The organism is Pseudomonas moraviensis (assembly GCF_900105805.1).
GTDB lineage: Bacteria > Pseudomonadota > Gammaproteobacteria > Pseudomonadales > Pseudomonadaceae > Aquipseudomonas > Aquipseudomonas moraviensis_A.
Genome location: NZ_LT629788.1, coordinates 5,907,411 through 5,924,872, shown reverse-complemented (window position 1 = coordinate 5,924,872; position 17,462 = coordinate 5,907,411). Strand labels below are relative to the sequence as shown.

15 protein-coding genes are annotated in these 17,462 nt (G+C 60.7%); 6 read left to right on the top strand and 9 right to left on the bottom strand.

Annotation, left to right across the window (positions count from 1 at the left end; translation table 11 throughout):
• Positions 1 to 62: 62 nt before the first annotated feature.
• Both BLU71_RS26440 and BLU71_RS26435 read right to left on the bottom strand, forming a co-directional pair.
• Positions 63 to 545, bottom strand: coding sequence for a glutathione peroxidase (locus BLU71_RS26440; protein WP_064364456.1), 483 nt, complete (start codon positions 543 to 545; stop codon positions 63 to 65).
• Between the two features lie 123 nt (positions 546 to 668).
• Positions 669 to 1,154, bottom strand: coding sequence for an FKBP-type peptidyl-prolyl cis-trans isomerase (locus BLU71_RS26435; protein WP_016771661.1), 486 nt, complete (start codon positions 1,152 to 1,154; stop codon positions 669 to 671).
• Between BLU71_RS26435 and BLU71_RS26430 the strand changes: the two genes are divergently transcribed.
• From BLU71_RS26430 to BLU71_RS26420, 3 genes are read left to right on the top strand one after another with little or no spacing between them, the layout of a single operon-like run.
• Positions 1,123 to 1,449 (top strand): DUF3565 domain-containing protein, encoded by a 327-nt coding sequence (locus BLU71_RS26430; RefSeq protein ID WP_073473919.1) that lies wholly within the window; start codon positions 1,123 to 1,125, stop codon positions 1,447 to 1,449. The two genes, BLU71_RS26435 and BLU71_RS26430, sit on opposite strands and share 32 nt — an antisense overlap.
• Positions 1,450 to 1,500: 51 nt before the next feature.
• On the top strand, positions 1,501 to 3,600 hold the full coding sequence (pta, locus tag BLU71_RS26425; RefSeq protein WP_083354230.1) for a phosphate acetyltransferase: 2,100 nt from the start codon (positions 1,501 to 1,503) through the stop codon (positions 3,598 to 3,600).
• Entirely contained in the window at positions 3,601 to 4,506 is a 906-nt protein-coding gene (locus tag BLU71_RS26420; protein WP_064364458.1) for an acyltransferase, read from the top strand.
• Between the two features lie 171 nt (positions 4,507 to 4,677).
• On the opposite strand, the gene cysN is transcribed toward BLU71_RS26420, so the two are convergent.
• From cysN to BLU71_RS26405, 3 genes are all read right to left on the bottom strand, one after another.
• Positions 4,678 to 6,576, bottom strand: a complete 1,899-nt coding sequence (gene cysN, locus BLU71_RS26415) for a sulfate adenylyltransferase subunit CysN (RefSeq protein WP_083354229.1) — start codon at positions 6,574 to 6,576, stop codon at positions 4,678 to 4,680.
• Between the two features lie 9 nt (positions 6,577 to 6,585).
• Positions 6,586 to 7,503, bottom strand: a complete 918-nt coding sequence (gene cysD, locus BLU71_RS26410) for a sulfate adenylyltransferase subunit CysD (RefSeq protein WP_007912374.1) — start codon at positions 7,501 to 7,503, stop codon at positions 6,586 to 6,588.
• A 249-nt stretch (positions 7,504 to 7,752) separates the two neighbouring features.
• The gene (locus BLU71_RS26405; protein WP_064364460.1) at positions 7,753 to 8,511 is read right to left on the bottom strand and encodes a Nif3-like dinuclear metal center hexameric protein; all 759 of its coding nucleotides are present in this window, start codon (positions 8,509 to 8,511) and stop codon (positions 7,753 to 7,755) included.
• A gap of 104 nt (positions 8,512 to 8,615) precedes the next feature.
• Between BLU71_RS26405 and algW the strand changes: the two genes are divergently transcribed.
• The 3 genes from algW (at position 8,616) to BLU71_RS26390 (ending at position 12,699) form a co-directional block, all read left to right on the top strand.
• The gene (gene algW / locus BLU71_RS26400) at positions 8,616 to 9,773 is read left to right on the top strand and encodes a Do family serine endopeptidase AlgW (RefSeq protein ID WP_042608743.1); all 1,158 of its coding nucleotides are present in this window, start codon (positions 8,616 to 8,618) and stop codon (positions 9,771 to 9,773) included.
• Positions 9,774 to 9,861: 88 nt separating this feature from the next.
• Complete coding sequence (locus BLU71_RS26395; protein WP_083354228.1) at positions 9,862 to 11,967, top strand: TonB-dependent siderophore receptor; 2,106 nt, start codon at positions 9,862 to 9,864, stop codon at positions 11,965 to 11,967.
• 12 nt (positions 11,968 to 11,979) lie between these two features.
• Positions 11,980 to 12,699, top strand: a complete 720-nt coding sequence (locus tag BLU71_RS26390; RefSeq protein WP_065615793.1) for a DUF4198 domain-containing protein — start codon at positions 11,980 to 11,982, stop codon at positions 12,697 to 12,699.
• Between the two features lie 193 nt (positions 12,700 to 12,892).
• Here BLU71_RS26390 and hisC read toward each other — a convergent pair whose 3' ends face one another.
• From hisC to murA, 4 genes are all read right to left on the bottom strand, one after another.
• Positions 12,893 to 13,945 (bottom strand): histidinol-phosphate transaminase, encoded by a 1,053-nt coding sequence (hisC, locus tag BLU71_RS26385; protein WP_083354377.1) that lies wholly within the window; start codon positions 13,943 to 13,945, stop codon positions 12,893 to 12,895.
• Positions 13,946 to 13,947: 2 nt separating this feature from the next.
• Entirely contained in the window at positions 13,948 to 15,285 is a 1,338-nt protein-coding gene (hisD, locus tag BLU71_RS26380; RefSeq protein ID WP_042608748.1) for a histidinol dehydrogenase, read from the bottom strand.
• A gap of 125 nt (positions 15,286 to 15,410) precedes the next feature.
• A complete protein-coding gene (gene hisG / locus BLU71_RS26375; protein WP_016771668.1) occupies positions 15,411 to 16,046 on the bottom strand; it encodes an ATP phosphoribosyltransferase in 636 nt (211 codons plus the stop codon).
• A 128-nt stretch (positions 16,047 to 16,174) separates the two neighbouring features.
• Complete coding sequence (gene murA / locus BLU71_RS26370; protein WP_042608749.1) at positions 16,175 to 17,440, bottom strand: UDP-N-acetylglucosamine 1-carboxyvinyltransferase; 1,266 nt, start codon at positions 17,438 to 17,440, stop codon at positions 16,175 to 16,177.
• Positions 17,441 to 17,462 lie beyond the last annotated feature (22 nt).

Genomic DNA, 17,462 nt, shown 5'->3' with positions numbered 1-17,462 from the left:
ACCCAGAGTTTGTGGTCCCCCTGTAGGAGCTGCCGAAGGCTGCGATCCTTTGATCCTGCTTTTCAGCTCAGCGCTTTTTCAATCGCATGCACGATCGTCGGATCATCCGGCGCCGTTCGCGGCGAAAACCGCGCCAGCACCCGGCCGTCCTTGCCGAGCAGGAATTTCTCGAAATTCCAGGTGATGTCACCGGGAAACTCGGCGCCCTCACCCGCCAGCAGGCGATACAACTGATGCCGCTCGTGGCCGTTGACTTCGAGCTTGCTCGACAACGGAAACGTCACGCCATAGTTGAGGCTGCAGAACTCCTGGATTTCTTTCTCAGAGCCCGGCTCCTGACCGGCAAACTGATTGCACGGCAGGCCCAGCACGGTAAAACCTTTGCCTTTGTATTGCTGATAGAGGTTTTCCAGTGCTGCGTACTGGGGGGTCAAGCCGCACTTGGAGGCCACGTTGACCACCAGCACCACTTGGCCCTTGAACGGCGCCAGCGGTAGCTCCTGACCATCCAGGGCTGTCAACTTCAGGTCGTGAAAAGCACTCATGCCGAACTCCAGGATTCTCGTGTTCTACTCGAAACAGCCACTTGGCGAGGCCACCAAGGACAGCCGCGGACTAAAAAGGCGCCCACAGGCGCCTCTCCAGTACTCGAAGCTTAGCGCAGAAAATCAGTGGTGATGGCCACCTTCGCCATGGACGTGACCATGAGCGATTTCTTCCTGGCTGGCGTCACGGATATCAACGATCTTCACTTCGAAGTTCAGGCGCTGACCGGCCAGAGGGTGGTTGCCATCAACGGTGACGTCGTCGCCGTCCAGATCACGGATGGTGACGATCTGCATCTGGCCGTCCGGCGCCGAAGCGTGGAACTGCATGCCGACTTCCAGCTCGTCAACGCCTTCGAACATGCTGCGGCTCAGGGTGCTGACCAGCTCGGCGGCGTATTCGCCGTAAGCGTCTTCCGGCTCAACGGCCACTTTCAGCTCGTCACCGACGGCTTTGCCTTCCAGGGCTTTTTCCAGGCCCGGGATGATGTTGCCTGCGCCTTGCAGGTAAACCAGCGGAGCGCCGCCGGCGGAGCTGTCGATGACCTCACCAGCGTCGTTGGTCAGGGTATAGTCGATGGAGACAGCCTTATTGGCGGCGATCAGCATGGGGCGAGACCTTTTGCATAAGAATATAGAAAGGCCAAGTTTAGCGAAGCAATCGCGTGAAAGCGACCACAACCCGGACAAACGGGTTTCGACCATCACCGGCTTCCATCAGGACGAAGACGGCCACTGGGTGGTCGAGCTTTCCTGTGGCCACACCCAGCACCTGCGCCACCAGCCGCCATGGCAAACCCGCGCCTGGGTCTTGGATCCGGCGCAACGTATTGAAAAAACAGGTCAACCCTTTGCCTGCGGTTGGTGTGCACAGGGCTCGGTTAGCGCTAACCTTGGCGACTGAATTTCGGTAGTCGGCCAGACATAGGCTGACACCCTTGCATAGAGAATTCCCATGCAAACTTTTTTTATCGCACCCACCGATTTTGGCGTGGGTCTGACCTCCATCAGCCTCGGGCTGGTGCGCACGCTTGAACGCGCCGGCCTGAAAGTCGGTTTCTTCAAACCGATCGCCCAGCCGCACCCGGGCGACACCGGCCCTGAGCGTTCCACCGAACTGGTGGCACGCACCCACGGTTTGAAACCGCCGCAACCGTTGGGCCTGGCGCATGTCGAGCGCATGCTCGGTGACGGTCAGCTCGACGAGTTGCTCGAAGAAATCATCGCCCTGTATCAGCAAGCGGCAGTCGGCAAGGATGTGCTGGTGGTCGAAGGCATGGTGCCGACTCGCAGCGCCAGTTACGCCGCGCGGGTCAATCTGCACCTGGCCAAGAGCCTGGATGCCGAGGTGATTCTGGTCTCGGCGCCGGAAAACGAAGTGCTCGCCGAGCTCTCTGGTCGGGTCGAGCTTCAAGCGCAATTGTTCGGCGGCCCGAAAGATCCGAAAGTTCTCGGCGTGATCCTCAACAAGGTCAAGACCGATGAGAGCATGGACGCCTTCGCTACGCGTCTGAAAGAGCATTCGCCGTTGCTGCGCAGCGGTGACTTCCGCCTGCTCGGCTGCATCCCGTTCCAGCCGGAACTCAACGCGCCGCGCACCCGCGACGTCGCCGACCTGATGGGCGCGCAGGTGCTCAATGCCGGCGACTACGAAAGCCGGCGCATGAGCAAAATCATCATTTGCGCACGAACCATGCGCAACACCGTCGAGCTGCTCAAGCCCGGCGTGCTGGTGGTGACGCCGGGTGATCGCGACGACATCATCCTCGCTGTCAGCCTCGCAGCCATCAACGGTGTGCCGCTGGCCGGCCTGCTGCTGACCAGCGACACCCTGCCCGACCCACGCATCATGGACCTGTGCCGGGGCGCGTTGCAGGCCGGTTTGCCGGTGTTGTCGGTGAGCACCGGCTCGTACGACACCGCCAACCTGCTCAATGGCCTGAACAAGGAAATCCCGATCGATGACCGCGAGCGCGCGGAGATCATCACCGATTTCGTCGCCAGCCACCTCGACGCCAGTTGGCTACACCAGCGCTGCGGCACGCCACGGGAAATGCGCCTGTCGCCAGCGGTGTTCCGCTATCAATTGATCCAGCGTGCGCAGGCGGCGAACAAGCGCATCGTTCTGCCTGAAGGCAGCGAGCCGTTCACCGTGCAAGCGGCGGCGATCTGCCAGGAACGCGGGATCGCCCGCTGCGTGCTGTTGGCCAAACCCGAAGACGTCGAAGCGGTCGCCCGCGCCCAAGGCATCGTGCTGCCGCCGGGTCTGGAAATTCTCGACCCGGACCACATCCGCGAACGCTACGTCGAACCGATGGTCGCTCTGCGCAAGAGCAAAAGCCTCAACGCACCGATGGCCGAGCAGCAACTGGAAGACACCGTGGTGATCGGCACCATGATGCTTGCGCTGGATGAGGTCGACGGGCTGGTGTCCGGGGTGATCAACACCACCGCCAACACCATCCGCCCGGCCCTGCAACTGATCAAGACCGCGCCGGGCTGTACGCTGGTGTCTTCAGTGTTCTTCATGCTCTTCCCGGAAGAAGTGCTGGTCTACGGCGACTGCGTGATGAACCCGCACCCGAGCGCTGCCGAACTGGCGGAGATCGCCCTGCAAAGCGCGGATTCAGCAGCGGCATTCGGCATCATCCCACGGGTGGCGATGATCAGTTATTCCAGCGGCGAATCGGCACGCGGTGAAGAGGTCGAGAAAGTCCGCGAGGCGACCCTGCTCGCCCATGAGCAACAAAACTCACTGTTGATCGACGGCCCGCTGCAATACGACGCTGCGGCCAACGCCGACGTCGCCCGGCAACTGGCGCCGAACAGTCAGGTCGCCGGACGCGCCACGGTGTTCGTGTTCCCCGATCTCAACACCGGCAACACCACGCACAAAGCCGTACAACGCAGCGCCGATTGCGTCAGCCTCGGGCCGATGCTGCAAGGCCTGCGCAAACCGGTGAACGACTTGCCGCGCGGCGCGCAAGTCGATGACATCGTCTACACCATCGCACTCACCGCGATTCAAGCCGCCAACCGACCTATGGATGTGTAAATGCTGGATTTTCTACCCGCACCCGTGCGCGGCGTGATCGCCTCGCTGCTGTTGGCGCTCAACACGATTCTGCTCTGCTCGTTCCTGTTCTGCGTGGCGCTGGTCAAGGCCCTGCCGTTTGCCGTTACCCAGCGCATTGCCGGTTGGCTGATGAGCCACACCCACGAGGCGTGGATCAGCAACAACAAGGGCTGGATGAACCTGGTACGGCGCACCCGCTGGCACCTCAGCGGCCTGCAGGGTCTCGACTATCAGCACTCGTACCTGATCACCAGCAACCACCAGAGCTGGGTGGATATTCTGGTCCTGCAATACGTGCTCAACCGCAAGATTCAGCCGCTGAAGTTTTTCCTCAAGCAGGAGCTGATCTGGGTGCCGGTGATCGGTCTGGCCTGGTGGGCGCTGGGCTTTCCGTTCATGAAGCGTTACTCCAAGGCGTATCTGGAAAAGCATCCGGAGAAGAAAGGCAAGGACCTGGAGACCACGCGCAAGACCTGCGCAAAATTCCGGCATAACCCGGTGGGGATTTTCAACTTCGTCGAAGGCACACGCTTTACCGAAGGCAAGCATGCGCAACAGCAGTCGCCGTTCAAGTATTTGCTCAAGCCCAAGGCTGGCGGGATCGCCTTTGTGCTCGATGCGATGGGCGAACAGCTGGAGTCGATCGTCAATGTGACGATTCATTACCCGGCCGGACGACCGGGGTTCTGGGATTTGCTCTGCGGCAACGTGCGCGATGTGGTGGTGCATTTTGAAGAAATCAAAATCCCGCCGGCCTTCATCGGCAAGAACTACGACCAGGACGGCGAGTACCGTTTGCAGTTTCAGGGCTGGATCAATCAGCTGTGGCTGGACAAGGATGCGCTGCTGGAGCAGATGCACCGCGAGTATCCGCCCAAACACTGAGCCGCCTGTAGGAGTGAGCCTGCTCGCGATAGCGGTGGATCAGCCGCCACCATTGTTGAATGACACACCGCTATCGCGAGCAGGCTCACTCCTACAATTGACCGAGCTGGCCCGAATAAAAAAGCCCGCCGATGATTGCTCATCGGCGGGCTTTTTATTTGGCGCTAACGCTTATATGGCGCCACGCTGACGCAACAGCTCCAGCACTTGCTTGACGCTTTCTTCCAGACTCAGCGACTGCGTATCGATCACCAGGTCGGCGTTGAGCGGCACGTCGTAGGGGAAGGATTCGCCAGGGATATTGTCGCCGCCAGCGGCATACAGACCTTGCGGATCACGTTCGGCGCATACGGTTGGCGAGGCCTGCACGTAAACCGTCAGCAAGCGATCCTTGCCGATCAGTTCCTTGGCCTGCTCGCGACCTTCGGCGCTCGGCGCAACGAAGGCGGCCAATGTCAGCAGGCCCGCTTCGTTGAACTGACGCGCCACGTGTGCAGCACGACGCCAGTTCTCGGTGCGACCGGCGCGATCCTGTGGCAGACCTTTGTTCAGATCGTGACGCAGGTTCTGGCCATCCAGTACAAACACCGCACGGCCCATGTCGAACAGCTTGCGCTCGACCGCATACGCCAGGGTGCTTTTACCCGCACCGGACAGGCCGCTGAACAGCACGGTGGCCGGTTGCTGGCCGAAACGCTGGGCACGTTCTTCAGTTGCCACGTGAGCCAGTTTGCCGTGGTGCGTGGCGGTGCCATGAGCCACTGGCTGAGCGACGATCATGCCGGCGCCAACGGTGCCGTTGGTCAGGCGATCGATGACAATGAATGCGCCGGTGGTGCGGTTGCTTTCGTAACCGTCGAGGGCGATCGGTGCATCGAGTGCGATCTTCACCTTGCCGATTTCGTTGAGCTGCAACGCGCTCGCCGGGCCTTCTTCCAAAGTGTTGACGTCGACCTTGTTGACGATGCTGGCAATCGAGCCCGGCACGTAACTGGTGGCGCGTTTGATGTCGTATTTCTTGCCCGGCAGCATCGGCTCTTCAGCCATCCACACCAGCATCGCTTCGAAGCTGTCGGTGACCGGCGGCACGTTGTCGGCATGCACCAGCAGGTCGCCACGGGAGATGTCGATTTCGTCTTCCATGGTCAGCGTCACCGCCTGACCGGGACCTGCGTGTTCCAGCTCACCTTCGAACGTGACGATGGACTTCACCCGGCTGCTCTTGCCGGACGGCAGCACCACGACTTCGTCGCCCTTGTGCACGATGCCGCTGGCCAGAGTGCCGGCGAAACCACGGAAGTTCAGGTTCGGACGGTTGACGTACTGCACCGGGAAACGCAGGTCGGTGAAATTGCGATCGCCCGCCACTTCCACGGTCTCGAGAATTTCCATCAGCGACTGGCCGGTGTACCACGGCGAGCGCTCGGACTTGTTCACCACGTTGTCGCCCTTGAGGGCAGACATCGGCACGAAGTGCATGCTGGTCGGCTTCATCTTCAAGCCTTCGGCGAACTTCAGGTAATCGGCCTTGATCGACTCGAACACGCCTTCATCGAAGTCCTTCAGGTCCATCTTGTTGATGGCGACGACGATGTGTTTGATGCCCAGCAACGAAGCGATGAAGCTGTGGCGACGGGTCTGGGTCTGCACGCCGTAACGGGCATCGACCAGAATGATCGCCAGGTCACAGGTGGATGCACCGGTGGCCATGTTGCGGGTGTACTGCTCATGGCCGGGGGTGTCGGCGATGATGAATTTGCGCTTGGCGGTAGAGAAATAGCGGTAGGCCACATCAATGGTGATGCCTTGCTCACGCTCGGCCTGCAGACCGTCGACCAGCAACGCCAGGTCGATGTCGTCACCGGTAGTCCCGGATTTTTTCGAATCGCGGGTGATCGCTTCGAGGTGATCCTCGTAGATCATCTTCGAGTCGTGCAGCAGGCGCCCGATCAGGGTGCTCTTGCCGTCGTCGACGTTACCGCAGGTCAAAAAGCGCAGCAGCTCTTTACGTTCGTGCTGGCCCAGGTAGGCGAGGATGTCCTCGCTGATCAAATCAGATGCGTGCGACATGACAACCCCTTAGAAATAACCCTGACGTTTTTTGTCTTCCATCGAGCCTGCGCCATCGTGGTCGATGACCCGGCCCTGGCGCTCGGAAGTTCGCGTCAGGAGCATTTCCTGAATGATGTCCGTGAGGCTTTCGGCCTCGGACTCCACCGCGCCCGTCAACGGGTAGCAGCCCAGGGTGCGGAACCGCACTTTCTTTTTCACGATGCGCGCTTTGTCTTCGTCGGACAGGTGTTCAAGGATGCGCTCGTCGTCGATCATGATCAGCGTGCCGTTCTTCTCGATCACTTCGCGTTCGGCGGCAAAATACAGCGGCACGATCGGGATGCCTTCGAGGTAGATGTACTGCCAGATGTCCAGCTCGGTCCAGTTCGACAACGGGAATACACGGATGGATTCGCCCTTGTTGACCTTGCCGTTGTAGACGTTCCACAGTTCGGGACGCTGGTTTTTCGGGTCCCAGCGGTGCTTGCTGTCGCGGAACGAGTACACGCGCTCTTTAGCGCGGGACTTCTCTTCATCGCGACGGGCACCGCCGAAGGCTGCGTCGAAACCATGCTTGTCGAGTGCCTGCTTCAGGCCTTCGGTTTTCATGATGTCGGTGTGCTTGGCGCTGCCGTGGGTGAACGGGTTGATGTTCTGCGCCACGCCATCGGGGTTGATGTGGGTGATCAGGTCCAGGCCCAGTTCTTCGACCATCTTGTCGCGGAACTTGTACATCTCCTGGAATTTCCAGCGGGTGTCGACGTGCATCACCGGAAACGGCAGTTTGCCCGGGAAGAACGCCTTGCGTGCCAGGTGCAGCATCACGGCGGAGTCTTTACCGATGGAGTACAGCATCACCGGGTTATCGAACTCGGCGGCCACCTCGCGGATGATGTGGATGCTTTCCGCCTCCAGCTGTTTCAGATGCGTCAGTTTGTCGACCATGGCTACTCACGAAAGCTTTCTTATGAACGGCCAGCGGGCCGTGTTCGAGCGGGGAATCCTAGCACAGCGACCTCTTCTAATCAGGACGCCAACTAGATCGAAAGGGTATATGAATATGCCCACTCGTTTGGGCGCAAAGCCCCCTGTAGGAGTGAGCCTGCTCGCGATAGCGGTGAATCAGTCACAGCTATGTTGGATATGACAAAGCTATCGCGAGCAGGCTCACTCCTACAGGGGAAACGCGGTGTGTCAGATAGGGTTCGGGATGTCGATGAAGATGTGCTCAAGGGCAAAGCGCTTCGCCAGATAATCGCCCAGCGCCTGCACGCCATAGCGTTCGGTGGCGTGATGGCCGGCGGCGATGAAGCTGATGTCGTTTTCCCGCGCGCTGTGAAACGTCTGCTCGGAGGCCTCGCCACTGATGAACAGGTCGACCCCCGCCGCCACGCCCTGATCGATATAACCCTGGCCGCCACCGGTGCACCAGCCGACGCGGCGGATCATACCGCTGCCTTCGATCAGCAGTGGCTCGCGGCCCATGACTTCCTGCACCTTGCGCGCGAAATCCCGGGCAGTCATCGGCTCATTCAGCGAACCGACCAGACCCACGACTTTCGGGTTGCTCGGGTCCAACGGCCCTTCGACAGTGATGTCGAGCTGACGCGCCAGTTGCACGTTGTTGCCGACGTCCGGGTGCAGATCCAGCGGCAGGTGATACGCCAGCAGACTGATGTCGTGCTTGAGCAAGGTCTTCAAGCGGCGCTGTTTCATGCCGGTGACGCAGGGGTTTTCGCCTTTCCAGAAATAACCGTGGTGGACCAGGATCAGATCGGCCTCGGCTTCGACGGCGGCGTCCAGTAAAGCCTGGCTGGCGGTGACGCCACTGACGATGCGCATCACCTGCGGGCGGCCTTCGACCTGCAATCCATTGGGGCAATAGTCGGCAATTTTCGCACTGGTCAGGTAACGGTCGGCTTCTTCGACGAGGGTGCTGAGGGCAACGGCCATGAAAGACTCCTAAATATCCCGTTCAGAGGCACGCGCGGCCTCGTATAATGCGCGACATTATGGGCGGTCTGACCTCGCCTGCAACCTTTCCAGGAACGTGCTTAATGCTCAAGGCGCTGCGTTTTTTCGGCTGGCCACTGTTGGCCGGTGTGCTTATCGCTCTGTTGATTATTCAGCGTTACCCCGAGTGGGTCGGGCTACCGAGCCTCGACGTCAATCTGCAACAGGCGCCACAGACAACGATCGTGCAACAGGGGCCGGTGTCCTATGCGGATGCGGTAGGTATCGCCGCACCGTCGGTGGTTAACCTGTACACCACCAAGGTCATCAACAAACCGGCGCATCCGTTGTTCGAGGATCCGCAGTTCCGCCGCTTCTTCGGTGACAACTCGCCGAAACAGAAGCGCATGGAATCGAGCCTCGGTTCCGGCGTGATCATGAGCCCGGAGGGCTATATCCTCACCAACAACCACGTCACCAGCGGCGCCGACCAGATTGTCGTGGCGCTCAAGGATGGTCGCGAGACGCTGGCACGGGTGATTGGCAGCGACCCGGAAACCGACCTCGCGGTGTTGAAAATCGACCTGAAAAACCTCCCGGCGATCACCGTCGGCCGCTCCGACAGCATTCGCATCGGCGACGTCGCGCTGGCCATCGGCAACCCGTTCGGCGTCGGCCAGACCGTGACCATGGGCATCATCAGCGCCACCGGGCGTAATCAGTTGGGCCTGAACAATTACGAAGACTTCATCCAGACCGACGCGGCGATCAACCCGGGCAACTCCGGCGGTGCGCTGGTCGATGCCAATGGCAACCTCACTGGCATCAACACGGCGATCTTCTCCAAGTCCGGCGGCTCGCAAGGCATCGGATTTGCGATTCCGGTGAAACTGGCGATGGAAGTCATGAAGTCGATCATCGAGCACGGTCAGGTGATCCGTGGCTGGCTGGGCATCGAAGTGCAACCGCTGACCCAGGAACTGGCCGAGTCGTTTGGCTTGTCCGGACGTCCGGGAATTGTCGTCGCGGGGATTTTCCGTGACGGCCCGGCGCAGAAAGCCGGCCTGCAGCTGGGCGATGTGATTCTGAGTATCGATGGCGAACCGGCCGGCGATGGTCGCCGTTCGATGAACCAGGTGGCGCGAATCAAACCGACTGACAAGGTGACGATCCAGGTCATGCGCAACGGCAAGGAGCTGAAGCTGAGCGCTGAAATCGGCCTGCGTCCACCGCCGGCACCAGTGAAAGAAAAAGAAGAGTAGAAATGTTTTCGCGCCAGCGGCGCGAATAACAGACATTCTCAACGGGCATGTTATATTGTTTCAATTCTGACAATTGGAACAACATAACATGTCGTCTCGAAAAAAGGCTTCGCTGCTGGGCCTGACCCTGGGTTTGCTCTGCGATCCCGCCTTCGCCGATGAACCGCAGCCCGTTGAGCTCGAAGCCATCAGCGTCACCTCCGACTATGAATCTCCTACCGGCCCGGTCAGCGGCTATCGCGCGACTCGCTCCGCCAGTGCGACCAAAACCGACACGGCGATTCGCGATATCCCGCAAGCCATCAGCGTAGTCCCGGCCAGCGTGCTTTCGGATCTGGGCAGCGCCAGCGTTGAACGCGCGCTGGATTTCGCTGGCGGGGTATCGAAACAGAACAACTTCGGCGGCCTGACCCTGTACGAATACAGCGTGCGCGGCTTCACCACGTCCGAGTTCTACAAGGATGGCTTCAGCGCCAATCGCGGCTACCCGAGCACGCCGGATGCGGCGAACATCGAACGCATCGAAGTGCTCAAAGGCCCGGCCGCCAGCCTCTACGGTCGAGGCGATCCCGGCGGCACGGTGAACATCGTCACCAAGAAACCCCAGCCGCAAGCGTTCACCACTCTACAAACCAGCGCCGGTAGTTGGGACCGCTATCGCACCGCGCTGGACGTCAATACGCCCCTCGATGAACAGGGCGACGTACTCTCGCGCATCAATCTCGCCGTCGAGGACAACCACAGCTTTCGCGATCACGTCGACAGCCAGCGGGTCTTCGTCGCGCCCTCGATCAGTTGGCAGTTGAACCCGGACACCTCGCTGCTGGTGGAAAGCGAAATCGTTCGTCACAACTCGACGTTCGATCGCGGCGTGGTGGCGCCAAACAATAAATGGAGCGGCGTATCGCGTTCGACGTTCCTGGGCGAACCCAACGACGGCAACATCGACAACCACAACAACCTGCTTCAGGCCACGCTTGAGCACCATCTGAACGACAATTGGAAACTGCGTCTGGCCAGCCACTACAAGGAAGGCAAGCTCTGGGGCGACGCCTCGGAACAACGCGCGCTGAACGCCGACGGCCACACGGTCAACCGCCGCTTGCGCGAACGCGATACGAATTGGCACGACAGCATCACCCAACTGGAACTGCGCGGTCTGTTCGACCTCGGCCCGTGGCAGCATGAATTGCTGGTGGGCACCGAGTACGAGAATTACCGCAAGGACGAACGCGTCACCACCGTCGCCGGCGGCCCCTACGCCATCGACATCTATAAGCCGGTCTACGGCCAGCCAAAACCCAACGGTGCGCGCTCGGGCACTGACTTCTTCGAACACGTCGAAAGCCATGCGTTGAACCTGCAGGACCAGATCATCTTCTCCGACAAGCTGCGCGGCATGCTCGGCGCGCGCTTCGAACACTTCGATCAGCGCATCGACGACCACAGCCGTAACGCCAAGAGCCAGCAGCGCCACGACGCGCTGACCCAACGCGCCGGCCTGCTCTATCAACTCACGCCGAACACTGGCCTGTTCGCCAACGCCTCGACCTCGTTCAAACCGAACAACGGGCTGGATGCTTCGGGCAAATCCTTCGATCCGGAAGAAGGCGTCGGTTACGAAGTGGGGATCAAGAACGAATTGTTCGATGAGCGCGTGAGCAGCACCCTCGCCTTCTTTCACATCGACAAGGAAAACGTCCTCGCCCTCGATCCGGGCACCGACACCAGCCGCGCCATGGGCAAGGCGCGAAGCCGGGGTTTCGATTGGCAATTGAGCGGCCAGGTGACCGACGCGGTGCGGGTCATCGGCGCCTTCGCCTACATCGACGCCGAGGTGACCAAGGGTGACGCGACCATTCCCGCCGGCAGCCGCATCCTCGGCGTGGCCAAGCGCAGCGGCAGTCTGCTGGGTGTGTATGAATTTCAGGATGGCCGTCTGCGCGGTTCAGACGTCGGCGCAGCGTTCACTTACGTCGGCGATCGCTCGGGCGAGTCAGGCAGCGACTTCGAATTGCCGGCCTACCAAACCGTCGACCTGCTCGCGCACTACAAGGCCAGCGAGAACGTCACGGTCGGCCTGAACCTGAACAACATCTTCGACGAGAAATACTACGAGCGCTCCTACAGCAACTACTGGGTCAACCCCGGCGAACCGCGCAATTTCACCGTCAGCCTGACACTCAACCTGTAAAAGGACGTCACCATGCACTACGGCAAACCCCTTCTGCTCATCGCTGCGTTGTTCGCAGGCCAGGTTTCGGCCCACGGCCTGTGGACAGAGGAACGGCGCGGCAATATCGAAGTGATCTACGGCCACGGCGCCGAAGACAACGCCTTCAAGGCGCAGAAAATCAGCGGTGCCTGGGCTTATGACGCGGGCGGCAAGATGATCCCGGTCAGCGTCGAGCGCCTGGCTGATCATGCACGGCTGAAACCGTTGAAGCCGCCGGCAGTGATGGCCGTAGCGCTGAACAATGGCATGTGGTCACAGACGGCGGACAAGAAGTGGATCAACGAAGGACGCAGCAAAGTGCCCGGCGCCACCGAGGCCACACAAACGTTCAAGTACAGCCTGGCGATTTATCAACCGGGGGCAAAGTTGCCGAAGCTGGATCAAATCAAACTGCTGATCCTGCCGGAGGTCGATCCGCTGACGGTAGGGCCGGGCAAATCGTTGCCGGTGCGGGTGTTGCTCGATGGCAAACCGGCGGCGGGGGTGAAGTTGTACGGCGACTATCGCAGCGCGCCGAATACGCTGAGCACCGAGACCGACACGGATGGGCGTGCGCAGGTGCTGGTGAGGAATGAGGGATTGAATGTGATTGCGGCGCAGGTTGAAGTGCCGGTGAAGGACAGTGTGGATGTGGATAGTCGAGGGCTGTTCAGTTCACTGACGTTCCTTGGCGAGCCGCATCACGAATAAAAAGCTCCCCTCACCCCAGCCCTCTCCCGGGGGAGAGGGAGCCGACCGAGTTATCTTGCGGGATACATCGACCTGAAAGAGCGAGTCGATTATGGATTCGGTAAAGCAAATTCAGGTCGGCGTACCTCAGCAATATCCCCCGATCAGTCCCCTCTCCTTTTGGGAGAGGGTTAGGGTGAGGGGCTTTTTGCTTTTAGAGGTTGCCCAGTCCATCGATGAGTGCCTGATTCTGCTCCGGCGTGCCAATCGAAATCCGCAGGAACTGCGCAATCCGCTCCTGTTTGAAGTGCCGCACGATCACGCCCTGCTCGCGCAGTTTCGCAGCCAGCCCCGCCGCATCATGCTGCGGGTGCCGGGCGAAGATGAAGTTGGCCGCCGACGGCAGGACTTCAAAGCCCTTGGCCTGCAATTGCGCAACGACCCAATCGCGACTCTCGATCACCTGACGACAGGTCTCGTCGAAATATTCGCGATCTTCAAACGCCGCCGCCGCACCTACAATCGCCAGACGATCCAGCGGATAGGAGTTGAAGCTGTTCTTGATCCGCTCCAGCGCCTCGATCAGATCCGGATGCCCTACCGCCAGACCGACACGCAGACCGGCCAGCGAGCGGGACTTGGACAATGTCTGTGTCACCAGCAGGTTCGGATAGCGGTCCACCAGACTGATCGCGGTTTCGCCGCCGAAGTCGATGTAGGCCTCATCCACCACGACCACCGAATCCGGGCTGGCCTTGAGGATTTGCTCGACGGCGTCCAGCGCCAGCAGGCAGCCGGTCGGGGCGTTCGGGTTGGGGAAAATGATCCCGCCGTTCGGCTTGGCGTAGTCCGCCGGGTTGATCTGGAATTGCGCATCCAGCGGCACCGCGTCGAACTCAATTCCATAGAGCCCACAATAGACCGGATAGAAGCTGTAGCTGATATCCGGGAAGAGCAGCGGCTGATCGTGTTGCAGCAGACCGTGGAAAATGTGCGCGAGCACTTCGTCCGAACCGTTGCCGAGGAACACCTGACTGGTTTGCACGCCGTAGTATTCGGCCACGGCGTTTTTCAGCAGATCACTGTTCGGGTCCGGGTACAGGCGCAGATTGTCGTTGAGCTCGGCTTGCATCGCCGCCAATGCTTTTGGCGACGGGCCGTAGGGGTTTTCGTTGGTGTTGAGCTTGACCAGTCTGGTCAGCTTCGGCTGTTCGCCCGGTACGTACGGCACCAGATCCTTGACGAACGGGCTCCAGAATTTACTCATGCTCATTCCCCCTGCTCTTTCAGAAAGTCTTCATCTTTGATGCGGTATTCGGCGCTACGGGCGTGGGCGCTCAGCGATTCGCCACGGGCCAGTACCGATGCAGTCTTGCCCAGCTCCGAAGCACCGGCCTCGGAGCAGAAGATGATCGAAGAACGTTTCTGGAAATCGTAGACACCCAGCGGCGAGGAGAAACGCGCAGTGCCCGAAGTCGGCAAGACGTGGTTCGGGCCGGCGCAGTAGTCGCCCAGCGCTTCGGAGGTGTGGCGGCCCATGAAGATCGCGCCAGCGTGACGGATCTGCGGCAGCCAGGCTTGCGGATCAGCGACCGACAACTCCAGGTGTTCCGGCGCGATGCGGTTGGCGACTTCGATGGCCTGGGCCATGTCGCTCACCTGGATCAGCGCGCCACGGCCATTGATCGAGGTCTCGATGATGGTTGCGCGGTCCATGGTCGGCAGCAGTTTGTCGATGCTCGCGGCGACCTTGTCGAGGAACTCGGCGTCGGGGCTGACCAGAATCGCTTGCGCGTCTTCGTCGTGCTCGGCCTGAGAGAACAGGTCCATGGCGATCCAGTCCGGATCGGTCTGGCCATCGCAGACCACAAGGATTTCCGAAGGGCCGGCGATCATGTCGATGCCGACCTGGCCAAACACGTGACGCTTGGCGGTGGCGACGTAGATGTTGCCCGGGCCGACGACTTTGTCGACACGCGGCACGCTTTCAGTGCCGTACGCCAGCGCAGCAACCGCTTGCGCACCGCCGATGGTGAATACCCGGTCAACACCGGCGATGCAGGCAGCGGCCAGCACCAGTTCGTTGAGCTCACCGCGCGGGGTCGGCACGACCATGACCACTTCGGTCACGCCGGCAACCTTGGCCGGAATCGCATTCATCAACACCGATGACGGATACGACGCTTTGCCACCCGGCACATACAGGCCGGCACGATCCAGCGGCGTGACTTTCTGGCCGAGCACCGTGCCGTCGGCTTCGGTGTAGCTCCAGGAATCCTGCTTCTGCTTTTCGTGATAGCTGCGCACCCGGGCAGCGGCTTTTTCCAATGCTTCGCGCTGCGGCACCGTAATGCGGGTCAGGGCCAGCTCGAGGCGCTCGCGCGGCAGGATCAGGTCGGCCATCGAGGCGACTTCGAGGCCGTCGAACTTCTGGGTGAACTCGACCAGCGCCGCGTCACCGCGTTCGCGCACAGCCTTGATGATGTCCAGCACGCGCTGATTGACCGAGTCGTCAGACACACTTTCCCAGCTCAGCAGATGATCCAGATGATGCGCGAAATCCGGGTCAGCAGCGTTGAGTCGGCGAATTGCAGTGGTTGCGGTCATAGCGAGAGCCTCATAGGAATGGCAAATAACTCAGGCGCCCGAAACTAGCATTCGATCCGCTTGGGCACCTGAGAATTCTGGCTATGAGGCGGATAGACGGCGCGGCCTTGGGCCACGCAGGTAGATCAGCCGCGGTGTCGCGATTCCACTGCGTTGCGCAGGGTGTCGATCAACGCCTGGATTCGGGCGTGCTGCATTTTCATTGAAGCCTTGTTGACCACCAGGCGCGAGCTGATCGTGGCGATCAGTTCCTGTGGCTCCAGGCCGTTGGCGCGCAGGGTGTTGCCGGTGTCGACCACGTCGATGATCTTGTCGGCCAGACCGATCAGCGGCGCCAGTTCCATCGAGCCGTACAGCTTGATGATGTCGACCTGACGGCCCTGCTCGGCGTAGTAACGCTTGGCAACATTGACGAACTTGGTCGCCACGCGCAGACGGCCCTTGGGCTCGGCCGCGCCGATTTTGCCGGCAGTCATCAGCTTGCACTGCGCGATCTGCAGGTCCAGCGGCTCGTACAGGCCCTGGCCGCTGTATTCCATCAGCACGTCCTTACCGGCGACGCCGAGGTCGGCCGCGCCATGCTCGACATAGGTCGGCACGTCGGTGGCGCGCACGATCAGCAGACGCACGTCGTCCTGGGTCGTGGGGATGATCAGCTTGCGGCTCTTGTCCGGATTCTCGGTCGGCACGATGCCCGCTTCAGCGAGAAGCGGCAGTGTGTCGTCAAGGATGCGGCCCTTGGACAGTGCGATGGTCAACATGGGAAACGTCAGTCCTTATCAAGGTACTCATGCCCGGTCGCAATCGGCGCCGGACACACATCGAGGGTGCGCACACCCTCGACTCGAAACGAATTCAGTGGACACGTCCGTGTGTCCCGATGCAGCGATCAGCCCGGAACGCGACGGATCTTGGCACCCAGCATTTGCAGTTTTTCTTCGATGCACTCGTAACCACGGTCTATGTGGTAGATGCGATCGATCAGCGTGTCGCCTTCGGCCATGAGTGCCGAGATCACCAGACTGGCCGAAGCCCGCAGGTCGGTGGCCATCACAGGCGCGCCCTTGAGGATTTCGGTACCGGTGACGATCGCGGTGTTGCCTTCGACCTGGATCTTGGCGCCCATGCGGTGCAGTTCGTACACGTGCATGAAGCGGTTTTCGAAGATCGTCTCGATCACCGCACCGGTGCCTTCGGCAATGGCGTTGAGCGAGATGAACTGTGCCTGCATGTCGGTCGGGAACGCCGGGTACGGCGCGGTGCGCACGTTGACCGCTTTCGGGCGCTTGCCGTGCATGTTCAGCTCGATCCAGTCTTCACCGCAGGTGATTTCCGCGCCGGCTTCACGCAGCTTTTCCAGCACCGCTTCGAGGATGGTCGGATCGGTGTCCTTGACCTTGACGCGGCCACCGGTGACGGCTGCAGCAACCAGGTAGGTGCCGGTTTCGATACGGTCAGGCATGACCTTATAGAAAGCCGAACCCAGACGCTCGACGCCATCGATGGTGATGGTGTCGGTGCCGGCGCCGGAAACCTTGGCGCCCATGGCGTTGAGGAAATTCGCCAGGTCAACCACTTCAGGCTCGCGGGCGGCGTTCTGCAACACGCTGCGACCTTTGGCCAGTGCTGCGGCCATCATGATGTTTTCGGTACCGGTCACGCTGACGGTGTCGAAGAAGAAGTGCGCGCCGCGCAGGCCACCTTCAGGCGCCTTGGCCTTGATGTAGCCGCCTTCGACGTCGATGACCGCGCCCATGGCTTCCAGGCCACGGATGTGCAGGTCGACCGGACGCGAACCGATGGCGCAACCGCCCGGCAGTGCGACTTCGGCTTCACCGAACCGCGCGACCATCGGGCCCAGTACGAGGATCGACGCACGCATGGTTTTCACCAACTCGTACGGCGCGATCAGAGTTTTGATGGTGCGCGGGTCGATTTCGACGCTGAGCTTCTCGTCGATCACAGGCTCAATGCCCATGCGCCCGAACAGCTCGATCATGGTGGTGATGTCGTGCAGGTGCGGCAGGTTGCCAACGGTCACCGGGCCATCGCACAGCAGGGTCGCGGCCAGGATCGGCAGGGCAGAGTTCTTTGCCCCGGAAATGCGGATCTCGCCATCAAGACGAGCGCCACCGGTAATAATCAATTTATCCATTAGTATCTCGACGCCCTAGGGC

Bases quoted from the DNA above. Each gene is read 5' to 3' on its own strand.
- BLU71_RS26395 (WP_083354228.1), top strand. From the start codon at position 9,862: ATGTCGTCTCGAAAAAAGGCTTCGCTGCTGGGCCTGACCCTGGGTTTG.
- BLU71_RS26405 (WP_064364460.1), bottom strand. From the start codon at position 8,511: ATGGCCGTTGCCCTCAGCACCCTCGTCGAAGAAGCCGACCGTTACCTG.
- algW (WP_042608743.1), top strand. From the start codon at position 8,616: ATGCTCAAGGCGCTGCGTTTTTTCGGCTGGCCACTGTTGGCCGGTGTG.
- hisD (WP_042608748.1), bottom strand. From the start codon at position 15,285: ATGACCGCAACCACTGCAATTCGCCGACTCAACGCTGCTGACCCGGAT.
- BLU71_RS26420 (WP_064364458.1), top strand. From the start codon at position 3,601: ATGCTGGATTTTCTACCCGCACCCGTGCGCGGCGTGATCGCCTCGCTG.
- murA (WP_042608749.1), bottom strand. From the start codon at position 17,440: ATGGATAAATTGATTATTACCGGTGGCGCTCGTCTTGATGGCGAGATC.
- BLU71_RS26390 (WP_065615793.1), top strand. From the start codon at position 11,980: ATGCACTACGGCAAACCCCTTCTGCTCATCGCTGCGTTGTTCGCAGGC.
- hisG (WP_016771668.1), bottom strand. From the start codon at position 16,046: ATGTTGACCATCGCACTGTCCAAGGGCCGCATCCTTGACGACACACTG.
- cysD (WP_007912374.1), bottom strand. From the start codon at position 7,503: ATGGTCGACAAACTGACGCATCTGAAACAGCTGGAGGCGGAAAGCATC.
- BLU71_RS26435 (WP_016771661.1), bottom strand. From the start codon at position 1,154: ATGCTGATCGCCGCCAATAAGGCTGTCTCCATCGACTATACCCTGACC.
- BLU71_RS26440 (WP_064364456.1), bottom strand. From the start codon at position 545: ATGAGTGCTTTTCACGACCTGAAGTTGACAGCCCTGGATGGTCAGGAG.
- pta (WP_083354230.1), top strand. From the start codon at position 1,501: ATGCAAACTTTTTTTATCGCACCCACCGATTTTGGCGTGGGTCTGACC.
- hisC (WP_083354377.1), bottom strand. From the start codon at position 13,945: ATGAGTAAATTCTGGAGCCCGTTCGTCAAGGATCTGGTGCCGTACGTA.
- BLU71_RS26430 (WP_073473919.1), top strand. From the start codon at position 1,123: ATGGAGACAGCCTTATTGGCGGCGATCAGCATGGGGCGAGACCTTTTG.
- cysN (WP_083354229.1), bottom strand. From the start codon at position 6,576: ATGTCGCACGCATCTGATTTGATCAGCGAGGACATCCTCGCCTACCTG.